The sequence below is a fragment of the Salinifilum aidingensis genome, assembly GCF_054782015.1.
This window is the reverse complement of record NZ_BAAGTH010000001.1, coordinates 566,291-588,053: the sequence shown is the minus strand read 5'-3', so window position 1 is coordinate 588,053 and position 21,763 is coordinate 566,291. Positions and strand designations below refer to the sequence as shown.

The following is a 21,763-nucleotide window of genomic DNA, read 5'->3' as shown; positions in this document are numbered from 1 at the left end:
CTATCGGGGACCGTCGCGCCAGGGCGCTTCCTCGCGACCGGTGCGCAGCGACAGCCGGCGCCAGCTGCGCCGCGGCCCGCCGGGCCGCACCGGGCGGCGGGGCAGGCGCACGCGCCGGGCGGCACCTGCGACGCCGCGCCGCAGCGGCGGGCGCAGCCCCAGGTGGCGCTGGCTGCGGCGGCGGATCGCGCGGCGTTCCCGCGGGGGCGCCGACCAGGCCTCCGGGTGGTTGGCCAACCAGCGGTACCGGTAGACGGCGTAGGGGATGTGCACCAGGTACAGCAGCAGCAGCACGGCCAGCGAGGCCAGCGGGAACCGCACCACGGCCGCGGCCAGCAGGGCCACCAGCACCAGCAGCCAGGGGAGGATCTTCGGCGGCACGCGCATCGTCTTCAGCGACAGCGTGGGCACGCGGCTGACGGCGCACACGGCGATGAGCAGCATCCACGCCATGACGACCGGGGGCCAGGCCCACCAGCCGGCGTGCTCGAAGTGGGCGGTGAGGACCAGCGGGACGAGGGCGAGCAGCCCGGCCGCGGGCGCCGGCACGCCGACGAAGAACTCCTTGGTGAAGGCGGGTTTCTCGGTGTCGTCGAGCAGCGTGTTGAACCGCGCCAGGCGCAGCACCAGGGACACGGCGAAGATGAGCGCGATGATCCAGCCGGCGCGGTTCTCCTGCAGCTGCCAGGCGTAGAGCGTGAGCGCGGGGGCCACGCCGAACGACATCGCGTCGGACAGCGAGTCGAGTTCGGCGCCCATGCGGGTGGTGGCGTCCAGCATCCGCGCGATGCGCCCGTCCAGCGCGTCGAGGACCGCGGCGACGGCGACCGCCGCGACCGACGCGACGAGCTCCTCGGCGAGGGCGAACTGCACGGCGGACAGGCCCGCGCACATCGCGAGGACGGTGATGGCGTTGGGCAGGAAACGTACGCCGGGGGTCGTGCGCATGCTCATGACGTGGGTGCCTCGGTCGCGGGGGAGGCCCGGCCGGTGCGCGCGGGCAGGTCAGCGAGCACGGTTTCGCCGCCGATCGCGCGCTGCCCGGCGGCGACCCGGACGTGGCTGCCGGTGGGGACGTACAGGTCGACGCGGGAGCCGAAGCGGATGAGCCCGTAGCTGCGGCCCGCCGGCAGCCGGTCGCCCTCGGTGACGGAGCAGACGATGCGCCGGGCGACGAGTCCGGCGATCTGCACGACGGCGACTTCGGTGCCGTCGTCGGTGCGCATGAGCATCGCGTTGCGCTCGTTGTCCTCGCTGGCCTTGTCCAGGTCCGCGGAGACGAAGGTGCCGGGCCGGTAGGCGAGCGCGGCGATCGTGCCGCTCAGCGGGGCGCGTTGCACGTGCACGTCGAAGATGCTCAGGAAGGTGCTGATGCGGGTCATCGGCCGCTCGCCGAGGCCGAGCTCCGGCGGCGGGGTGGCCGCTTCGACGGCGGAGACCGTGCCGTCGGCCGGGGCGACGGCGATGCCCGTGCGCTCGGGGGTGGCGCGGCGCGGTTCCCGGAAGAACCAGGCGCACCACGCGGTGAGCAGGCCGCCGAGCACGCCCGCCGGGCGCCACAGGCGGCGCAGCAGCAGCGTGCCGGCGGCGGCGCCCAGGACGAACGGGCGGCCCGCGGGATGCATCGGCGGGATGGTCTCGCGGACGAGCGTCCGCAGGTGGGCCGCTCGCGTGCGGTGGGTGTCCGTGTCCTCGGTGCTCATCCAGGTGCCAGCCCCTGCGTCGAAGGTACCGCGGCGGGGGAGTCCGCGCGGTGTCGTCGGTACAGCATCGCGGATGGCGTCACCCTACCGGCCCCCAGGGGGAGGAGTTGATCATGGAAAGCGTCCGGTGGGGGCGGATTCGTCCCGGTTGTGCGCCTGCGCCGGTTCCGGTGGCCGGGGCGGGGCGTCCCGGCGGCGGGCGACGGCGCGCGGCGCGGCGCGCCCGGGCGCGAACGTGCATCGGGGCCGGTGAGCAGTGCCCCCGATGCACTGTTCACCGGCCCCGATGTCGGCCGCGGCACCTCCCCGACAGGCGCCCCGACCTCCCCGACGGGTCCGTGCATCCCCCGACGGCGCACGGGCCCAACGCCGGTAATGATCGACGATTCGTTACCTTGATTCCTAGTGTAAGGGATTTCACAGGAACACCGTAGCCTCGTTCGGCTGACGTTACTGCGATATTGCTCACGCAGAGTAGTCGGTTGGAGGGGTGCGAGCACGGACGTGTCACCCGTCGCAGTGCCACCGCACGGCACCTCAGGCCGCTCCCCGCTCCGCGAGCTCCGGCTCCGGTTCCTCCTCCGCGGCGGAGTGCGGCCGTCCGTCCACGGTCATGCGGGCGCCGAAGAGCTCGCCCAGGCCGCGGTACGGCTCGCCGTGCTCCATCACCTCCGCCCCGCAGCGCAGCTCCAGCACGCTGACGTCCTGCTCCGCGCCGCCCGCCACGAGGGTCTCGTCGAGTTCCGAGACGGCGTAGTCGTCGTAGTACAGGTCGATGGCCACCGACCACCCCGCGCGCCGCGAGGACAGCCGCGCGGCCGCGATGTCCCGGGTGTCCACCCACTGCGCTCCCGCGCGCTCCAGCAGCGACGCGGCCTCGCCGCGGCCCAGCTCGACCACCGCGGCGCGCTCCGCCCGGCGCAACCGGGCCGCGGCGCCGGCCGCCAGGCGCCGCAGGGTGCTCACCCTGGTGGGCAGCAGCACCAGGCCGCGGTCGGTGACGACCAGGTCGTGGACCTCCGCGCCGCAGTGCACCGGGCTGACCACCCCGCGCGTGACCGGGGCGGGCTGCGTCGCCGGGTCGCGCCCGTGCTGCAGCGGCACTCCGAGGCCGACGAGGGCGCGGTGCAGGCCGGGCACCAGCCGCGGATCGGCCACGGCGGGCCGGACGAGGCGGTCCGGGTCCAGCGGACGCCCCCCGCTCAGCTGCACCCGCGGCGGGCCGGACCAGTCCAGCTCGTGCTGGGCGAGGCCCGCGCTCACCAGCGCGTCCACCACGGTCGCGCCGAGCAGCTCGACCAGCGCGTCGGTCGCGGCCCGATCGACCCGGTCGGGATCGATCCCGGGGTTGAGCACCGGATTGATCAGGTCGCGTCCCTGCCCGTGGTAGACGGCGCCGAGCACCCCCGCGATCGTCGGCGCGATCGGCACGCCGCTGAGCTGCACCGCCAGCGCCAGCCGCGCCGCCTGCCCGGAGGCGCGCACCGCGCCCGCGCGGCGCACCAGCTCGGGCCAGTGCAGCCGTTCGCCGAGCCCCTCGGCCAGCAGCCGGTCCTCCAGCTGCGGCACGCTCTCCCGCGGTTGCTGCAGCGCGCTGAACGCGGGCCGATCGGAGGGGGAGCTCTCGTCGGTGCGGGGGGCGCGGCGCAGCGAGGCGAGCCGCTCCCGGGTGCTCGGACGGCCCCGCTCGGCGGTGAGCTCCTGCTCGGCGATGGTGCGCTTGGCCCGCTCGGCCAACCGCGGCTTGCGCGTCGCGTTCTCCATGAAAGCGCGGAACCCGAGCACGACGTCGGGCGTGCTGCCGACCTCGGTGGCCATGCTCAGGTACTCGTCGACGTACTCGCGCCAGCCGATCCGGACGGCTTCGTGCTTGCGCAGCGCGGTGGTCGCCACGCGGCGGCCGAGCAGGCGCACCGCGGCCGCGTCGGCGGCGAACCACAGCGGCCCCGCGTTCGGGGCCACGGCGCGGTAGGCGCGGACGTACCCGCCGAACAGCCACTTCACCGGGCCGCTGTGCATGCAGGACAGCTTCACCGCCAGGGCGTCGTCGACGCGGTGCGCCAGCGCCCGCGCGCGGCCGCGGCCCGGGAGCGTGCCGTCCTGCCTGCTGCCGGCGAGCCTGCCGAACTCCCCGATGAGCACCGCGCGCAGCTCGTCGTCGGTGAGCCCGGCCAGCAGCGGGAGTCCGATCTCGACGGTGCGCCGCCGCACGTGCCAGCCGAGCCAACCGCGGTCCTCGCGCACCGCCGCTTCCGGTTCGGAGGTGATGCGCAGCTCGTCCGGTTCGGGCGCGGAGCCGGCTCGCGCCGACGAGGTCGCCAGGCGCCACAGCTTCGGCTGCTCCTCGCGGCCGATCGGCACCCCGCGGACCGGGGGGCGGGCGCGCCGGAGGGCGCGGGCCGCCACCGCGCTCGCCGCTGCGACGAACAACGCCGCGCACGCGGCCTTCGCGCCGCTGCCCCGGTCGTGGAGCCCGACGTAGCCCGCGGTGGCGAACAACCCGAGCACGAGGCCGAGGGGCACGGCGAAGAAGCTGAAGTGCAGCACCAGCGCCAGGCTGGCGCGCCAGGAAGCACGCACGTGGGAGTACTCCGTTTGGGTGTTGCTGGCTGAGGCAGTTTCCGGTGCTGGGCCGGGCGCGTCAATGCGGCCGTCGCGGTCGTCACTCCAGCACGCGGATCACGACCTGCGCCCCGGCAGGCACCGACGTCACGTCCTCCGGGATCTCCACCAGGCAGTTCGCCCGCGCGAGCGCGGACAGCAGGTGCGAGCCCGGCCCGCCTTCCGGCGTCACCGAGCCGGTCGCGGGGTCGTGGGTGCCGCGGCGGAACTGGCGCTTGCCCTCCGTGGACGTCAGGTCCTCGGTGATCGCGGCCCGCCGCTGCGGCCGCTCGATCGCGGAGTGCCCGGCTGCGGCGCGCAGCGCGGGCCGGACGAACACCTCGAACGAGACCATCGCGCTGACCGGGTTGCCGGGCAGCGTGACCACCGCGGTGCGGTCCCGGTAGCGGCCGCAGCCCTGCGGCATGCCGGGCTGCATGGCGATCTTGTGGAACGTCACGCCGTGCTCGGCGAGCGCGTCCTTGACGACCTCGTAGGCGCCGGCGCTCACACCGCCCGAGGTGATGATGAGGTCCGTGCCGTCGAGCTCCTCGTCCAGCGCGCGGTGCAGTTCGTCCACGTTGTCCGGAACGAAGCGCAGCAGCCGCGCGGAACCGCCGGCCGCGCGCACCGCATCGGCGATCATGATGCCGTTGGACTCGTAGATCTGCCCGGGTTGCAGGGGTTTTCCCGGTTCGACGAGCTCGGAACCGGTGGACAGCACGAGCACGCGCGGCGGTTCGCGCACCGCGACCGGGTCGGCGCCCACGGCCGCGGCCACGCCCAGGCGCGCCGCGTGCAGCTCGGTCCCGGCCGGCAGCACCACCGAGCCGCGGGTGACGTCCTCGCCGGCCCGGCGGACGTGCGCGCCCGGCTGCGGCGCCTGCCCGATCCGCACCGTCGCGGTGCCGCCGTCGGTGCGCTCCACCGGGACGATCGCGTCCGCGCCCTCCGGCAGCAGCGCCCCGGTCATGATGCGGTGCGCCGTTCCCGGCTCCAGCGCGGGCACGTCGGTGCGCCCGGCGGGCACGTCGGCGCTCACGGGCAGGGCCACCGGCCGCTCCGGGCCCGCCTCCGCGAGGTCGGCGGCGCGCACCGCGTAGCCGTCCATCGCCGTGTTGTCGAACGGCGGCAGCGGCAGCGCCGCGACCAGGTCCTCGGCGAGGGCGAGGCCGGCGCAGTCGGCGAGCGGGCGCCGCCGCACCGGGGTGCTCGGCAGGAGGGCGGCGACGCGGTCCCGGTGCCGGGCGACCGAGTCGAGTTCGGAGAGCGGGGTTTCCTTCGACACGCCTCCGATCATCCGCCATGGAGCAACACGCTGTCGCCACCGGAGCGGTCGGGCGGCGCGTGTCGTGCGGCGAACGGAGCAGCGGTCGCGACCCCGGGTGAGCGCGCTGCGGTGCGGTGGCGCTCCCGGGCGCACCGCCGGTGCGCCCGGTCGCTGCCGCCCGCTGCGGGGGTGGTCACCCGGCCGGGGAGGACCGCCGGGATCGCGGGAACGGAGCAGCGCCGCGGACGCGACTTCGCGGGGGATGTCCGGTAGCGTGACCGGTGCTCCAACGGCGCTGCGCGCCGTGCACCACTTCTCTAGGAGGACGCCGTGGCGGTAGGCACGGTCAAATGGTTCAACTCGGAAAAGGGCTACGGCTTCATCGCCGTCGACGGTGAGTCGGACGTCTTCGTGCACTACACCGCGATCAACATGTCGGGGTTCCGCACCCTGGACGAGGGCGATCGGGTCGAGTTCGAGGTCAAGGCGGGGCGCGACGGAAGGACCCAGGCCGACGGCGTCCGCAAGGTCTGAATCCGAGCAGGCGCGTCATCGGCGGGCCCGGTCCGCTCGCGGGAGGCGGTTCCCGCGGGAGGGCCGGGCCCGCTCGCATGCCCGGGACCTCCCGCAGACCGGCCCTTCCCGCGGACCCGTCCCGCCGCCCCTCCGGTGCCGGAACAGCTGGGCGGCCGCGCGGATCGGTGGTCGCGTGCTTGGCCGCAGCGGTCCGTCGGGCAAGCGGCGCAGCCGCTTCTTCTCCGCGCGCAGACCGACCCGACGGGGTTCTCCCACCCGACCCGCTACGCCAGCCGATCCGCGGACTCCCTAGGCTGCGGTCGTGTCGGAAGACCTGACCGGTAGCCGCTTGGGCCACTACAAGATCGACGGCGTGCTCGGGCGCGGCGGGATGAGCGTCATGTACCGCGCGACCGACGTCCGGCTCGGCCGCAAGGTCGCGCTGAAGGTGATGGCCGAGAACATCACCGGCGACGCGGAGTTCCGCGAGCGCTTCGTCGACGAGGCGCGCAACACCTCCGCGATCGACCACCCGAACATCGTGCCGCTGTACGACTTCGGCGAGATCGACGGCGTGCTCTACCTCGCGATGCGGCTGGTCGACGGCTCCGACCTGGCCAGCCTCCTCGCCGACGGCCCGCTCCCGCCGCCGCGCGCGCTCGACCTGCTCGGGCAGGTGGCCGAGGCGCTCGACACGCTGCACGAGCAGGGCCTGGTGCACCTCGACCTGAAGCCCGCCAACGTCCTGGTCACCGGCCGCGAGTCGCACGAGCACGTCTACCTCGCCGACTTCGGGCTGACCCGCCGCGGCGCCACCGGCCACCGCACCGCCAGCGGCGACTTCCTCGGCTCGCCGACCTACGCCGCGCCCGAGCACCTGCGCGGCGACCCGCTGGACGGGCGCACCGACCTGTACTCCCTGGCCTGCGTGGCCTACACGTGCCTGACCGGGCGCGCTCCGTTCCAGGGCGAGGTCCAGCAGATCATCCAGGGGCACCTGAGCGCGCCGCCACCGGCGGTCAGCGCCGCCGTCCCGGTGTCGCCCGCGGTGGACGAGGCGGTGCGCACGGGCATGGCCAAGAACCCGCGCGAGCGCTTCGGCACCTGCCGCGCGCTCATCGGGGCGCTGCGGCGCGCGTTCGACACCCCGCAGCCCGCGCCGGGCGCTCCCGGCCAGGTGCCCGGCGCTCCTCCCGGTCCTGCTCCGGGGCCGGCGCCCGGGCACCCGGCCGCACCCGCGGCCGGTCCGGCGACGCCGCCGGGGCAGCCCGCTCCGCCGCCTGCCGGGACGGGTCCTGCGCCCGGTCCGGGACCGCGCACGCCCGGCCCGCCGCCGCAGCCGGGGAGCACGTCCGGCGGGCCCGCGGGAGGTCCTCCGCGGATGTCCGCCGGGTCGTCCCGGGGCGGCGCGGCGCGGTGGGTCGTGCCGCTGCTGGCCGGGGCGGCGGTGCTGGTCATCATCGCGCTGTTCGTCGTCATGGTCGTGGGCTGAGGGGCGCTGCCGAGGGGTGCTGCGGGTGCTGTCATCGCATCGGTCGAGTTCGCTGCCGGACGCGCCACCCTTGCTTGCACTCACTGTGCGGGAGTGCTAAACACGGTACTGGCACTCGCGAAAATCGAGTGCCAGGTCGGGACGGTGAGGCCGTCCGCGACGACACCACGGGGCGGTGTCGTCGGGCGGTCGTCCGTCGCGGGCACCGGGCCTGGCCGAGCACGAGTCCTGCCGGGAAGCGCACCGGCGCTTCCGCGGCTCCCAGACAGGTGGAGGACCACACCGCAATGGCCAAGATGATTGCGTTCGATGAGGACGCCCGCCGCGGTCTCGAGCGCGGCATGAACACCCTCGCCGACGCCGTCAAGGTGACGCTCGGCCCCAAGGGCCGCAACGTCGTGCTCGAGAAGAAGTGGGGCGCGCCGACCATCACCAACGACGGTGTGTCGATCGCCAAGGAGATCGAGCTCGAGGACGCCTGGGAGAAGATCGGCGCGGAGCTCGTCAAGGAGGTCGCGAAGAAGACCGACGACGTCGCCGGTGACGGCACCACGACCGCCACCGTGCTGGCGCAGTCGCTGGTCCGCGAGGGCCTGCGCAACGTCGCCGCCGGTGCCAGCCCGATCGCCCTGCGCCGGGGCATCGAGAAGGCCACCGAGGCGATCTCCGAGCAGCTGCTGAAGAACGCCAAGGAGATCGAGACCAAGGAGCAGATCTCCTCGGCCGCCGCGATCTCCGCCGGTGACGACCAGATCGGCGAGCTGATCGCCGAGTCGATGGACAAGGTCGGCAAGGAAGGCGTCATCACCGTCGAGGAGAGCAACACCTTCGGCCTGGAGCTGGAGCTCACCGAGGGCATGCGCTTCGACAAGGGCTACATCTCGCCCTACTTCGTCACGGACCAGGAGCGGATGGAGGCGTCGCTGGACGACCCGTACATCCTGCTGCTGAGCTCCAAGATCTCCAACATCAAGGACGTTCTCCCGCTGCTGGAGAAGGTCATGCAGGCCAACAAGCCGCTGCTGATCATCTGCGAGGACGTCGAGGGCGAGGCGCTGGCCACCCTGGTCGTCAACAAGATGCGCGGCACCTTCAAGTCCGTCGCCGTCAAGGCCCCGGGCTTCGGCGACCGCCGCAAGGCCATGCTGCAGGACATGGCCGTGCTGACCGGCGGCACCGTGATCAGCGAGGAAGTCGGCCTCAAGCTGGAGAACGCCGAGCTGAACCTGCTGGGTCAGGCGCGCAAGGTCGTCATCACCAAGGACGAGACCACCATCGTCGAGGGCTCCGGTGACGACGAGCAGATCGCCGGCCGCGTCAACGAGATCCGCGGCGAGATCGAGCGCTCCGACTCCGACTACGACCGCGAGAAGCTGCAGGAGCGCCTGGCGAAGCTCGCCGGCGGTGTCGCCGTCATCCGCGCCGGTGCGGCCACCGAGGTCGAGCTCAAGGAGCGCAAGCACCGCATCGAGGACGCGGTCCGCAACGCCAAGGCCGCCGTCGAGGAGGGCATCGTCGCCGGCGGTGGCGTGTCCCTGCTGCAGGCCGCGCAGAACGCCTTCGACGACCTCGACCTCACCGGTGACGAGGCCACCGGCGCCAACAGCGTGAAGCTGGCCGTCGAGGGCCCGCTCAAGCAGATCGCCATCAACGCCGGCCTGGAAGGCGGCGTCGTCGTGGAGAAGGTCCGCGGCCTGCCGGCCGGCCAGGGCCTCAACGCCGCGACCGGCCAGTACGAGGACCTGCTCACCGCCGGCGTCATCGACCCGGCGAAGGTCACCCGCTCCGCGCTGCAGAACGCGGGCTCGATCGCCGGCATGTTCCTGACCACCGAGGCCGTGGTCGCCGACAAGCCGGAGAAGAACGGCGGCGGCGGTGAAGCCGCCGGCGGCGGCGACCCCATGGGTGGCATGGGTGGAATGGGCGGCATGGGCGGCATGATGTAAGACCGCCCCGGCCGTCCCGCCCCGAGTGGGATTCCGCCTGGTTCTGTCTGCGAAGGGGTCACTCCCGCTCCGGCGGGGGTGGCCCCTTTCGCGTCCGGGGCGCGCCACCGCGGTCCCGGCGGGCGGGCGTGCGAGGATGATCCGGTCTCCGCGTCGAGGCACGACGGCACGACTCCGGTTGGGAGGCGGGATGTTCCACCGCGGGTTCCGGAGCCCCAGCTCCTGGCGCTGCGCAGTGGCGCTGCTGCTCAGCGCCACCGTGCTCGCCGGGTGCACCGGCGGCTCCCCGCAGGGCGGCGGTGGCACGGCGGATCCCCCGCAGCCACCGGACCCCGTGCCCGCCTCCGGCCCGCTGCCCCGCGTGACCCCGCAGCCCAGCGAGATCTCCCGCCTCGGCGACGACGTCCGCGTGACCGGCACGGTCGACCTCGTCGTCGACCCGCTGGCCGACCGCCCCACCCGGGAGCTGGCGAAGCGCGTGCTGCGGCAGGCCGGCGCCGAGCGGGTGCTCGAGCGCGAACCGGGCCAGCGCCCCGAGGGCGCCGCGCTGCGCGTGCGCATCGGCAACCGGGCGGGCGCCACGAACATGCGCGGCCTGCAGCGCGCGGGCATGGACGCGAGCGAGAGGCTCGGGGAGGAGGGCTACCAGCTCGCGGTGATCGCCGACGCGGAAACGCCCCAGGTGGTCATCGGCGCGCAGGCGACCCCGGGCGCCTACTACGGGGTGCAGACGCTGCGGCAGCTCACCTCGCCCGGGCGGATCGCCGGTGCCGAGGTCACCGACACCCCCGCGACGCCGATCCGCGGGGCCATCGAGGGTTTCTACGGCAGCCCGTGGACGCACGAGGAGCGGATGAACCAGCTCGCCTTCTACGGCGAGAACAAGCTCAACACCTACGTCTACGCGCCGAAGGACGACCCGTACCACCGCGAGCGCTGGTACGAGCCGTACCCGGAGGAGGAGCTCGGCGAACTGCGCGAGCTCATCGGGCAGGCGCAGCGGCACCACGTCAAGTTCACCTTCGCGCTGCACCCGGGGACGTCGCTGTGCTTCAGCGACCCGGAGGACGTGGCGCAGCTGCAGGGCAAGCTGCAGCAGCTCTACGACAACGGCGTGCGCGACTTCCAGGTGCTCTTCGACGACATCGACTACGCCTCGTGGAACTGCGCCGGCGACCGGGCCGCGTACGGGCCCGCGTCACCGGAGGCGGCCGGCCGCGCGCAGGCCGAGGTGCTCAACCGGGTGCAGCGGGAGTTCATCGCCACGCACCCGGGGGCGGAGCCGCTGCAGACCGTGCCGACCGAGTACTCCGAGATCGAGGACTCGCCCTACAAGACCGCGCTGCGCGGCGCGCTCGACCCGGACGTGCAGCTGATGTGGACCGGCGACGGCGTCATCCCGGACGGCATCACCACCGCCGACGCGCGGCAGGCCGAGGAGGTCTGGGGGCGCTCGCCGATGATCTGGGACAACTACCCGGTCAACGACTTCGACGCGGCCGAGGGGCGGCTGATGCTCGGCCCGTACGCCGAGCGCGAGAAGGGGCTGTCCGAGCACATCAGCGGCGTCGTGGTCAACCCGATGAACCAGGCCGCCGCCAGCAAGGTCGTGGAGGTCGGCGCCGCCGCCTTCGCCTGGAACGACGAGGACTTCGACCCGCGGCGCGCCTGGCGCGCCACAGCGGACCAGCTCGCCGGGGACAGCTTCCTCGGCGAGCCCGGGTTGCGCCCCGACCGGCGCACCGCCGAGGCGCTCGTGGTCTTCTCCGACCTGAACCACCGCGCACCGCTGGCCGACGGCGAGCCGTGGCTGCCGCCCGCGCCGCGCCTGGCCGAGCGGATCGGCTCCTTCCGCGCGGCCTGGGACCGGGGTGACCGGGCGGCGGCCGTGGCCGAGCTGCGCCGCTACGCCGAACGCGTCCAGGGCGCGCCCGAGCGGATCCGGCAGGGCGCCGATGCGAACTTCGTCGCCGACGCCGAACCGTGGTTGCGGGCCACCGACCTGTCCGGCGATGCGCTCGTGCACACCGTCAACGCCCTGCAGGCGCGGGTGGGCGGCGACCGGCAGCGGGCCGCGGCGGAGTTCGACCGGGCCGCGCGGGCGCAGCAGCAGGCCGAGCAGGTGCGCACGATCCCCGGCGAGACGCGGCCGCAGGGGCCGGTGCGCCTGGCCGACGGGGTGCTCGACGAGTTCCTGGCCGGCGCGCCGCAGCTGTGAAGAAGGGAGTCCGCGGGGTGGCTGGCGGGTCGGGTGGGGGAACCTCCGGCGGGGCCTCGCTGCCCCCGACCTCCCGCCCCGGACAGCGGACATCGGGTAGCGACCTACTCCCAGCTGCCCCCGGCCACCCTCCCCAGACGGGGGCAGCGCTGCCGGGGCTGTCCTCGCGAGGCCCAGCGCCGGAGAACCCCCGGTGGGTCGGGCTGCGTGCGTGAGGAGGAAGCGGCTTCGCCGCTTGCCTGGCGGGCCGGCGCGTCCAGGCGTGCGGCCGCCGATCCGCGCGGTCGACGAGGCCGTCACCGCTGCTCGGGGACGATGATCCAGCAGGCGAGGTAGAGCAGGATCCCGGCGCCGAACCCGAGCAGGGTGCCGACGACGAGCAGCACGCGGACGATCGTCGCGTCGATGCCGAGCAGGTTCGCCGCGCCCGAGCAGACGCCGGCGAGCATCGCGTCGCCGCGGTCGCGGCGGAACCGCCGCGGGGCGTCCCCGGCGGTGTGCGCGTCGGCGGTGCGCGGGGTCGCCGAGGCCTCGGCGTGCGCGTCGGTCGAGTGCGGGGATGCGGTGGGGGCGGTGTGCGCGTTCTCGGTCATACCGGCACCATGCCGCCGCGGCGCGGGCCGGCACGTCCGGTGGCGCCCCGGAGACGTCCCCGAGCGGACCCGCAGGCGCCCCTGATGCCGGGCGCCTCCTCGGTGCCGCCCGCGGCCGGGCGCCCACGAGCGTCCGGCCGTTGGCGGGCGATGCCGGGGGCGCACCGGGCCTCCTGCGCCGTGGAACTGCTCCGGCACGTTGAAGATGCCGCGCAGCGCGGATTCTGCGTCCTGGCACATGCCGACCGCTCTCTCGTGGACGGTGGACACCGTCGGCGAGCGGTCCTTGGCGACCTTCTCCAAGCGGCAGCGGAAGCGGTGAACCGGGGGTCGAGACCCGGACTCGCACTCCTGTGTGAACTTTGATCGCCGTGCTGGCGTTCACGCAGCTCCGCGCGGCTCTGCCGAGGGGTCGCGAGAACCCATTCCGCCCAGCGTGCGCTGCGGAAACGGGAGGGGCGCGCGCTCCGGGAAACGAGAAGGCCCCGGGTTTCCCCGGGGCCAACCGTGCTATTTTCCAAGTGCGACCAAAGAAAAAAGCTGGGGCTGAGCATACCGCCCGGAAGGTGCTCCCGCCACAGCGGACCCACGCACGCTGCGGGCACGGACGAACGTCGTGGCCACGGTTCACAGCCGTGCGGACCGCCGTCAGAGGGCGTGAACCGCGCGCGTCAGGCAACGCAGGATCTAGGCGGACCCGGCCCTGTCGGTCGTAGGCCCTGACGCACACGCTCGCGGCACCCCGGCCACCATCCCGGCTCTGCGCGTAACCCCCGGACCGGCGCAGGTGTAACACCCTGCGCGAGGTGGACCTCCGAAGGCACAACTCCGGTAGACCGGAGGCAGCTCACGTCGCACGGCTCCGGCACTCAGCTCCGCACGGCTCTCCCGCGGCCCGCTCCGCGGGGCTCCTCCCGTGCGGTGCTGGTGCTGAGCTGTCCGACGGCCTCCACCTCCCCTCGAACTCGGCTCCCGCGCGTCCAACGCCCCCGCGGACCCGAGTTCGGGGGGCTCCCAGCCTTACGTGTCCACGAGGTACCCGGAGGGGCCGCGCAACCCCGCGCACGCAACGACCGGGCAGCGCGCCGGCGTCCCGGCCTACGCCGCGGCGGGCCGGTGGACGTCGCGCAGGTCCACCTGCTGCTGCTCCCACCGGTCGTACAGCGCGTCCGCGCCCTCCCGCGCCGCGAGCTGCGCTTCGCCGCGGCTGACGGGGATGAGCGTGACCAGCTGCAGCGCGGGCTCGCCGTGCTCGTCGAGCAGCACGTCGAACTCCTCGTCCAGGTACGGGTGCGGCGCGGCCAGCGCGCCGGCGATCTCCGTGTCCGGCAGCAGCAGCCGGTCGTTGGTGATCAGCGCGCCGTACCCGACGCGACTGCCGGTGTCGGTGAGCAGCTCGGCGACCACGCCGGTCAGGTGGCGCGCGTAGTGCCGCTGCTCGGCCCGCACGGTGCACAGCACCTCCTGCGGCAGCGGGGCACCGCACAGCTCCTCGCGCAGCCCGCTGGACAGCACCGACACGTGCGCGCCGTCCGGTTGCCGGCAGTGCACCAGGTGGTAGTCGCGCAGGCGCTGGTCCGTCTGCCTGCTGTCCGCGCCGAGCACCGGGCCGAGGTGGGTCTCGACGTGCGCGGGCAGTGCTGCGAATCGGCTCATGGTCCCCGGGGATCCGGTCGCTGGGAGTTCGGTCGTCGGGAGGCGCCCGCTGGGGCCGCTCCGCGCCGATTCTCCCCGGACGCGGCCGCCGCGACGATCGCCCCGGGCGCGGTGCGTGGCATAGGCTCGGCGGCATGGCGGTGGAAGACGCGTTCGGGATGCAGAACCCGTCCGATGTGGCGAGGGCGTTGGACGACACCGGCTACCTGCCGGACGACGGGATCGCGACCTCGGCGTTCCTGTCGATGCGCATGCGCCGCCCCCTGCTGTGCGAGGGCGAGCCCGGCACGGGCAAGACCGCGCTGGCGCAGGCGCTGGCCGGCGCGCTGGGGCTGCGGCTGATCCGGCTGCAGTGCCACGAGGGCATCGACGCCGCGCAGGCGCTGTACGACTGGGACTTCCCGCGGCAGCTGCTGCACCTGCGGACCGTGGAGGCCGCTTCGCAGGAGCCGCTGGACGTGGACGACACCGAGTCCGCGCTGTACACCACGCGCTTCCTGCTGGACCGCCCGCTGCTGCGCGCCCTGCGGGAGGCCCCGTGCGTGCTGCTCGTCGACGAGATCGACCGCGCCGACGACGAGTTCGAGGCGTTCCTGCTCGAGGTGCTGTCCGAGTACGCGGTGAGCATCCCCGAGTTCGGCGAGGTGCGCGCGGAGGAGCCGCCGATCGTGCTGCTGACGTCGAACCGCACGCGCGAGGTGCACGACGCGCTGAAGCGCCGCTGCCTGTACCACTGGCTGGAGCACCCCTCGCTGGAGCGGGAGGCCGCGATCCTGCGCCGCCGGCTGCCCGGCATCGAGCAGCGGCTGGCCGAGCAGGTCGCCGGGGCCGTGCAGCGGATGCGCGGGTTGGAGCTGCTCAAACCACCGGGCGTGGCCGAGGCGCTGGACTGGGCGCAGGCGCTGGTGGCGCTGGACCGCACCGAGCTGGACGCGGAGACCGCGGCGCACACCCTCGGCGCGGTGCTGAAGTACCGCGAGGACGCCGAACGCGTGCGGGCCGCGGACGTGCTGGGGACGTGACCGGCGCATGCGAGCGGACGGGAACGCGCCCGCGGACGGTGCCCGGGAGCCCGGCGCCGCCAGTGACGCAGGCACCGCCGCCGGTGACGGCTCCCCGACGGGGCTGACCGGGCTGCTCGGGTTCGCCCGTGCGCTGCGGCACGCCGGCATGGCCTGCGGACCGACGCGGGTGCAGGCGTTCATCGAGGCGGCCGCCGCGGTCGGGCTCGGCGACCGCGGCGGCGTGTACTGGGCGGGGCGGGTGACGCTGTGCTCGGAGCCGGACGACCTGCCGACCTACGACGCGGCGTTCGCCAGCTGGTTCGGCAGCAGCTCCCCGCCGCGGCCGGTCGAGCAGCGGCCGCGGCCGCAGCCGGCGCGCATCGCCGCGCTCTCCGCGCCCGAGGACGCGGAGGAACGCGCGGCCGACGACCCGCTGGCCGCCGCGGCCAGCGACGCGGAGGTGCTGCGCAACCGCGACATCGCCGATCTCGGCGAGGCGGAGCGGGAGCACCTGCGGCGGTTGCTCTCGGTGCTGCGGCCGGATCCGCCGAGCCGCCCCGCGCTGCGGCTGCGTCGCTCCCGGCGGGGCGAGCTGTCCCCGCGGGCGGTGCTGCGGGAGATGGTGCGGTCCGGCGGGGAACCGGTGCGCATGCCGCGCCAGCGCCGCTCGCGGCGGCCGCGGCGCGTGGTGCTGCTCGTCGACGTGTCCGGGTCGATGGCCCCGTACGCGGACGCGCTGCTGCGGTTCGCGCACGTGGTCACGCGGCGCGCACCGCGCAGCACCGAAGTGTTCACCCTGGGCACGCGCTTGACGCGGGTGAGCCGTCAGCTGCGGCAGCGCGATCCGGAGGCGGCGCTGGCGGCGGCCTCCCGCGTCGTCCCGGACTTCTCCGGCGGGACGCGGCTGGGCGACACGCTGCGCGTGTTCCTCGACCGGTGGGGGCAGCGCGGGTTGGCCCGCGGCGCGGTCGTGGTGCTGTTCTCCGACGGTTGGGAACGCGGCGACGCCGGTGAGCTGGGGGCGCAGACGCGGCGGCTGCGGCGGTTGGCGCGCGCGGTGCTGTGGGCGAATCCGCACGCGGGCAACCCCGAGTACCGGCCGGTGCAGTCGGGAATCGCGGCGGCCCTGCCGTACGTTGACCGGATGATCGCCGGCCACAGCCTGGAGGCGCTGCGCGAGCTCTGGTCGTGGGTGCACCGGTTGGCGCACTCTGGTGGGGAACCGGTCGCTCCGGCGGCCGGGGTCCCGGACGACGGCGGCGGCACGGGTGCCAGCGGCGTCCCCGATCGCTAGGGTGTCGCGGCGTGCGCGACTCGGGAACTCCTCCGGGACGCGCGGACGGTTTCGACAACTGGAGGTGCGCGGTGCGTGACGTCCTCGACCGATTGGCGAAGCACTGGGAGGCCGGCGAGTCGGTGGGTCTGGGCACCGTGGTCGCCACGTTCCGGTCGGCGCCGCGTCCCGCCGGGGCCGCGATGCTGGTGACCGAGCAGGGCGAAGCGGTGGGCAGCGTCTCCGGCGGGTGCGTCGAGGGCGCGGTCTACGAACGCGCGGGGGCGGTGCTCGAGGGCGACGAGCCGGCGTTGCAGCGCTACGGCGTCAGCGACGACGACGCGTTCGCCGTGGGGCTGACCTGCGGCGGCATCCTCGACGTGTTCGTCGAGCGCATCGACGCGGAGACGTTCCCCGAGCTGGGCGGCGTGGTCGAGTCGGTCCAGCAGGAGGAACCGGTGGCCGTGGCCACGGTCGTGGAGCACCCCGAACCCGGCTGGGTGGGCCGCAGGCTCGTGGTCTGGGAGGACCGCTCGGCCGGCGGGATCGAGACCGGCCGCGTCGACGACGCCGTCGCCGACGACGCGCGCGGCATGCTCGCCAGCGGCCGCACCGGCACGCTCGAGTACGGCGCGCGGGGCGAGCGCCGCGGCGAGGGCATGCGGGTGTTCGTGAACTCCTTCGAGCCCGCTCCGCGGATGCTCGTGTTCGGCGCGATCGACTTCGCCGCGGCGATGGCGCGCATGGGCTCGTTCCTGGGCTACCGGGTGACGGTGTGCGACGCGCGGCCGGTGTTCGCCACGCGCAGCCGGTTCCCGGAGGTCGACGAGGTCGTCGTGGACTGGCCGCACCGCTACCTGGCCGCCGAGGCGGAGGCGGGCCGGTTGGACCGGCGCACCGCGGTCATGGTGCTCACGCACGATCCGAAGTTCGACGTGCCGGTGCTGGAGGTGGCGCTGCGCAACGAGGTCGGCTACGTCGGGGCGATGGGCTCGCGGCGCACGCACGACGACCGCGTGCAGCGGTTGCGCGACAACGGCATGACCGAGGGCGAGATCGCGCTGCTGGCCTCGCCGATCGGGTTGGACCTGGGTGCGCGCACCCCGGAGGAGACGGCGGTGTCGATCGCGGCTGAGCTCATCGCCACCCGGTGGGGCGGGGACGGCAGCAGGCTGTCGCAGACCACCGGCGCGATCCACCACGACTGATCCGCTCCCGCGCGACTGGTGACCGGGTGCTGCGGCTGGACCGCGGTGTCCGGGTGCGCGCGGTTCCGCTCGGGTCCGGTCGCTGCGCGAACCGCGGCGTCCAGGTGGGTGACGATCTGGCGTGTTCACTTGCTCCGAGCGGGTGGCCGTAGCACGCTCGGAGCCAGTGACATGAGTCACTCGGGCGGAGGAGTCCGGGGAGTCGGTGGCAGCGGTCCACCCACTGCGGTGGTGCCGGAGCGCGCACCGTCGGGAGTCGACGATCCGGGTCGGGCGCGCCGCGCGCCCGACCCGGATCCGGACTCGTCCGGCTCGTCCGCACCGCTCCCACCACGCAAACCGGGAACCGCTCGTTCGCGTCCGCGTCCCGGACGGAACCCAGGGAGGCCCCCATGCCGCGGATCACCGTCACAGTCGACGGAACGCGATACACCGACGAAGTCGAACCCCGCACGCTGCTCGTGCAGTACCTGCGGGAGCGGATCGGCAAAACAGGCACCGTCGTCGGCTGCGACACCAGCAACTGCGGAGCCTGCACCGTCCACATGGACGGGCGCAGCGTGAAGTCCTGCTCCGTGCTGGCGGTGCAGGCCGACGGCAGCGACATCACCACGGTCGAAGGACTGGCCAGCGACGGCCAGCTGCACCCGATGCAGCAGGCGTTCCACGACAACCACGCCCTGCAGTGCGGTTTCTGCACGCCGGGGATGATCATGCAGGCCCTCGACGTGCTCGCCGAGGACCCCGACCCGGACTCCGAGAGCATCCGCGAAGGGCTCGAGGGCAACCTGTGCCGCTGCACCGGCTACCAGAACATCGTGCGCGCGGTCTCGGACGCGGCCCAGCGCATGCGCGGCAGCGGTGCGGAGCCGGTGGAACCCGCCGCTGAAGGCACCACACCCTCGCCGCGCACGCCGGCGGCCGAGGAATCGCACGAGGTCACCGGAGGTCGGCAGGCATGACATCAGTCGCGGAACCGGAACTCGGGCGCGCCCGCCCGCGCAAGGAGGACGCCCGCCTCATCACCGGACGCACCCGGTGGACCGACAACATCACCCCCGCGGGCACGCTGCACCTGGCGCTCCTGCGCAGCCCGATCGCGCACGCCCGCATCACCAGCATCGACACCACCGAGGCCCGGCAGATGTCCGGTGTGCGCGCGGTGCTCACCGGCCGGGACCTCGCCGACAAGCAGGGCAGCCTGCCCTGCGCCTGGCCGATCACCGAGGACATGGCGCACCCGTCCGCACCGCCGATGGCCGTGGACACCGTCCGCTTCGCCGGTGAGGCCGTGGCCCTGGTCGCCGCCCGCAGCGCGGCCGAGGCGCACGACGCGATGGACGCGATCGACGTGGACTACGACGAGCTGCCGGTGGTGCTCGACATGGACTCGGCGCTGCGGGCGGACTCGCCGCTGGTGCACGAGGACCTCGGCACCAACCGCAACGCGACCTGGACGTTCGACTCCGCCCAGGCCGGCACCGGCGGGGACGTGGAACGCGCCCTGGCCGAGTCCGACATCCGCGTCGACCGCACGTTCCGGCAGCAGCGGCTCATCCCGTCGTTCATGGAACCCCGCTCGGTCGTCGTCGACCCCACCGGGGAGCAGTTCACCGTGTACTCGGCGACGCAGGTGCCGCACATCCTGCGCCTCATGCTGGCGATGACGCTGGGCGTGCCGGAGCAGAAGATCCGCGTGATCGCGCCCGACGTGGGCGGCGGCTTCGGCGGCAAGCTGCAGGTCACGCCGGAGGAGGTGCTCTCCTTCCTCGCCGCGCAGGAGTTCGGGGTTCCGGTGAAGTGGACCGAGACCCGCTCGGAGGCGATGGTGTCGGCCCACCACGGCCGGGACCAGCTGCAGCGGCTGTCGCTGGCGGCGCGGTCCGACGGCACGGTCACCGGGCTCAAGGTGGAGCTGCTCGCCGACATGGGGGCGTACCTGCGCCTGGTCACACCGGGCGTGCCGATCCTCGGCGCGCTCATGTTCAACGCGATCTACAAGTTCCCCTCGTACCACTTCAGCTGCACGAACGTGTTCACCAACAAGACCCCGACCGACGCCTACCGCGGCGCGGGGCGGCCGGAGGCCACGTTCGGCATCGAGCGGATGATGGACGAGCTGGCCGCGGAGGCCGGCATGGATCCGCTCGAGGTGCGGCGGAAGAACTGGATCGACGAGTTCCCCTACGACACGGTCGCCGGGCTGACCTACGACTCCGGGGACTACTCAGCGGCCACGAACCGCGCCGCCGAGCTGTTCGACTACGACGCGCTGCGGGCCGAGCAGGACGAGCGCAACCGCCGCGGCGACACGGTGCGCCTGGGCATCGGCGTGTCCACGTTCACCGAGATGTGCGGCCTGGCGCCGTCGCGCGTGCTCGGCTCGCTGTCCTACGGCGCCGGCGGCTGGGAGGAGGCCGCTATCCGCGTGCTGCCCACCGGCAAGGTCGAGGTCGTCACCGGCACCTCGCCGCACGGGCAGGGGCACGTGACCGCGTGGAGCCAGATCGCGGCCGAACGGCTCGGCGTCGACTTCGACGACGTCGAGGTGCTGCACGGCGACACGCAGAGCTCGCCGCGCGGGCTGGACACCTACGGTTCGCGCTCGCTGGCCGTGGGCGGCATGGCCGTGGTGCAGGCCGCCGACAGGGTGCTGGAGAAGGCCAAGCCGATCGCAGCGCACATGCTGGAGTGCTCCGAGGCCGACGTCGAGTTCTCCGGCGGGCGCTTCGGGGTGCGGGGCACGGACCGGTCGACGACGCTGGCCGACGTGGCGCTGGCCGCGTTCACCGCGCACGACCTGCCGGACGGCACCGAACCCCGGCTGGACGCCGAGGCCACCTACGACCCGGAGAACTTCTCCTTCCCGCACGGCACGCACCTGTGCGCCGCCGAGGTGGACACCGAGACCGGCGGGGTGCGGCTGCGCTCCTACGTCTGCGTCGACGACGTGGGCACCGTGGTCAACCCGATGATCGTGGAGGGCCAGGTGCACGGCGGGCTGGCGCAGGGCATCGCGCAGGCGCTCTACGAGGAGGCCGCCTACGACGAGTCGGGCACGCTGACCACGGCCACGTTCGCCGACTACCTCATCCCCTCGGCGATGGATCTGCCCGAGTTCACCACCGACCGCACCGAGACGCGCGCGGAGTCGAACGCGCTGGGCGTCAAGGGCGTGGGCGAGGCGGGCACGATCGCCTCCACCCCGGCGGTGGTCAACGCGGTCGTGGACGCGCTGCGTCCCGACGGAGTGCAGGACGTACCGATGCCGTGCACGCCGAACCGGGTGTGGCACGCGATCAACCAGGCCCGGCAGGGAGGTTCCCAGTGATTCCGGCGCAATTCGAGTACAAAGCACCGTCCACCGTGGACGAGGCGGTCGCCGCGCTGGCGTCCGCGGGCGAGGACGCCACGGTGCTGGCCGGTGGGCACAGCCTGCTGCCGGTGCTGCGCATGCGGATGGCCGACCCGGGGACGGTCATCGACCTCGGCCGCATCCCGGAGGTGCGCGGCGTCCGCGAGGAGGGCGACATGCTGGTCATCGGGGCGATGACCACGCACCACGACGTCATGCGCGACGAGCTCGTGCGCCAGCACGCGGCGCTGCTGCCGCTGGTCACGCGCACCGTGGCCGACCCGCAGGTGCGGCACCGCGGCACGTTCGGCGGCGCGCTGGCGCACGCCGACCCGGCGGGCGACCTGCCGGCCCCGGTGCTCGCGCTGGACGGGGAGATGGTGCTGGCCGGCCCGTCGGGCCGGCGCACCGTTGCCGCCGCGGAGTTCTTCCGCGACTACTTCACCACGGCGCGCGAGCCGGACGAGATCCTCGTCGAGGTGCGCATGCCGAAGTGGACGGGGTGGCAGGGCCACTACGAGAAGTTCAACCGGGTCGCGCAGGCCTGGTCCATCGTGGGCGTGGCCGCCGCGGTGCGGGTGGACCGGGGCACGATCGAGCAGGCGCGGATCGGCCTGACCAACATGGGCCCGACCCCGGTGCGCGCGACCGCGGTCGAGCAGGCCCTGCTGGGCCAGCCCGCCACCTCCGAGGCGGTGCGGGAGGCCGCGCGGCACGCCGCGGAGGGCACCGAACCGGCCGAGGACGCCAACGCGGATCCGGCCTACCGCCGCCAGCTCGCCGAGGTGCTCACGGGACGCGCCGTGCTCGCCGCGGCGGGCGGCTGACGCGGCAGCGGAACTCCGGTGGCCGGGGCTCGTGCGCGGGCCCCGGCCGCCGTGCACCCGGCGGCGGCTCGCCGGTGGGTGCGGAGACTGTTGTGCGCGGG

Annotated in this window: 16 protein-coding genes; 10 read left to right on the top strand and 6 right to left on the bottom strand. The window is 74.1% G+C overall.

Features of this window, described 5'->3' with window-relative positions; all coding sequences use genetic code 11:
* The 4 genes from ACYVJE_RS02720 to moeA all read right to left on the bottom strand — a co-directional run bounded on the left by ACYVJE_RS02720 (position 1) and on the right by moeA (position 5,604).
* Complete coding sequence (locus ACYVJE_RS02720; RefSeq protein ID WP_461143093.1) at positions 1-954, bottom strand: CDP-alcohol phosphatidyltransferase family protein; 954 nt, start codon at positions 952-954, stop codon at positions 1-3.
* On the bottom strand, positions 951-1,703 hold the full coding sequence (locus ACYVJE_RS02715; protein WP_461143092.1) for a phosphatidylserine decarboxylase: 753 nt from the start codon (positions 1,701-1,703) through the stop codon (positions 951-953). Before ACYVJE_RS02715 ends, ACYVJE_RS02720 begins: the two co-directional genes overlap by 4 nt.
* A 537-nt stretch (positions 1,704-2,240) precedes the next feature.
* Positions 2,241-4,283, bottom strand: a complete 2,043-nt coding sequence (locus tag ACYVJE_RS02710) for a hypothetical protein (RefSeq protein ID WP_461143091.1) — start codon at positions 4,281-4,283, stop codon at positions 2,241-2,243.
* An 82-nt stretch (positions 4,284-4,365) separates the two neighbouring features.
* Entirely contained in the window at positions 4,366-5,604 is a 1,239-nt protein-coding gene (gene moeA, locus ACYVJE_RS02705; RefSeq protein ID WP_461143090.1) for a molybdopterin molybdotransferase MoeA, read from the bottom strand.
* A gap of 300 nt (positions 5,605-5,904) precedes the next feature.
* On the opposite strand from moeA, the gene ACYVJE_RS02700 reads away from it, so the two are divergent.
* From ACYVJE_RS02700 to ACYVJE_RS02685, 4 genes are all read left to right on the top strand, one after another.
* A complete protein-coding gene (locus ACYVJE_RS02700) occupies positions 5,905-6,108 on the top strand; it encodes a cold-shock protein (RefSeq protein ID WP_459158104.1) in 204 nt (67 codons plus the stop codon).
* Positions 6,109-6,412: 304 nt separating this feature from the next.
* Entirely contained in the window at positions 6,413-7,582 is a 1,170-nt protein-coding gene (locus ACYVJE_RS02695) for a serine/threonine-protein kinase (protein ID WP_461143089.1), read from the top strand.
* Positions 7,583-7,869: 287 nt separating this feature from the next.
* Positions 7,870-9,528, top strand: coding sequence for a chaperonin GroEL (gene groL / locus ACYVJE_RS02690; protein WP_461143088.1), 1,659 nt, complete (start codon positions 7,870-7,872; stop codon positions 9,526-9,528).
* Positions 9,529-9,718: 190 nt separating this feature from the next.
* Positions 9,719-11,746, top strand: a complete 2,028-nt coding sequence (locus tag ACYVJE_RS02685) for a beta-N-acetylhexosaminidase family protein (RefSeq protein ID WP_461143087.1) — start codon at positions 9,719-9,721, stop codon at positions 11,744-11,746.
* A gap of 296 nt (positions 11,747-12,042) precedes the next feature.
* On the opposite strand, the gene ACYVJE_RS02680 is transcribed toward ACYVJE_RS02685, so the two are convergent.
* Together ACYVJE_RS02680 and ACYVJE_RS02675 are read right to left on the bottom strand one after the other, a co-directional pair.
* Positions 12,043-12,339: a PspC domain-containing protein gene (locus ACYVJE_RS02680; RefSeq protein ID WP_461143086.1), complete on the bottom strand. Its 297-nt coding sequence runs from the start codon at positions 12,337-12,339 to the stop codon at positions 12,043-12,045.
* 1,098 nt (positions 12,340-13,437) lie between these two features.
* Complete coding sequence (locus ACYVJE_RS02675) at positions 13,438-13,995, bottom strand: suppressor of fused domain protein (protein ID WP_461143085.1); 558 nt, start codon at positions 13,993-13,995, stop codon at positions 13,438-13,440.
* A gap of 134 nt (positions 13,996-14,129) precedes the next feature.
* On the opposite strand from ACYVJE_RS02675, the gene ACYVJE_RS02670 reads away from it, so the two are divergent.
* From ACYVJE_RS02670 to ACYVJE_RS02645, 6 genes are all read left to right on the top strand, one after another.
* Positions 14,130-15,017 (top strand): AAA family ATPase, encoded by an 888-nt coding sequence (locus ACYVJE_RS02670; RefSeq protein WP_461143084.1) that lies wholly within the window; start codon positions 14,130-14,132, stop codon positions 15,015-15,017.
* Between the two features lie 7 nt (positions 15,018-15,024).
* Positions 15,025-16,293, top strand: coding sequence for a vWA domain-containing protein (locus ACYVJE_RS02665; protein ID WP_461143083.1), 1,269 nt, complete (start codon positions 15,025-15,027; stop codon positions 16,291-16,293).
* Between the two features lie 71 nt (positions 16,294-16,364).
* Entirely contained in the window at positions 16,365-17,480 is a 1,116-nt protein-coding gene (locus ACYVJE_RS02660; RefSeq protein WP_461143082.1) for an XdhC family protein, read from the top strand.
* Between the two features lie 392 nt (positions 17,481-17,872).
* On the top strand, positions 17,873-18,442 hold the full coding sequence (locus ACYVJE_RS02655) for a (2Fe-2S)-binding protein (protein WP_461143081.1): 570 nt from the start codon (positions 17,873-17,875) through the stop codon (positions 18,440-18,442).
* Positions 18,439-20,811, top strand: a complete 2,373-nt coding sequence (locus tag ACYVJE_RS02650; RefSeq protein ID WP_461143080.1) for a xanthine dehydrogenase family protein molybdopterin-binding subunit — start codon at positions 18,439-18,441, stop codon at positions 20,809-20,811. The genes ACYVJE_RS02655 and ACYVJE_RS02650 overlap by 4 nt, the downstream gene beginning before the upstream one ends.
* Positions 20,808-21,662 (top strand): FAD binding domain-containing protein, encoded by an 855-nt coding sequence (locus tag ACYVJE_RS02645; protein WP_459158124.1) that lies wholly within the window; start codon positions 20,808-20,810, stop codon positions 21,660-21,662. Before ACYVJE_RS02650 ends, ACYVJE_RS02645 begins: the two co-directional genes overlap by 4 nt.
* Positions 21,663-21,763 lie beyond the last annotated feature (101 nt).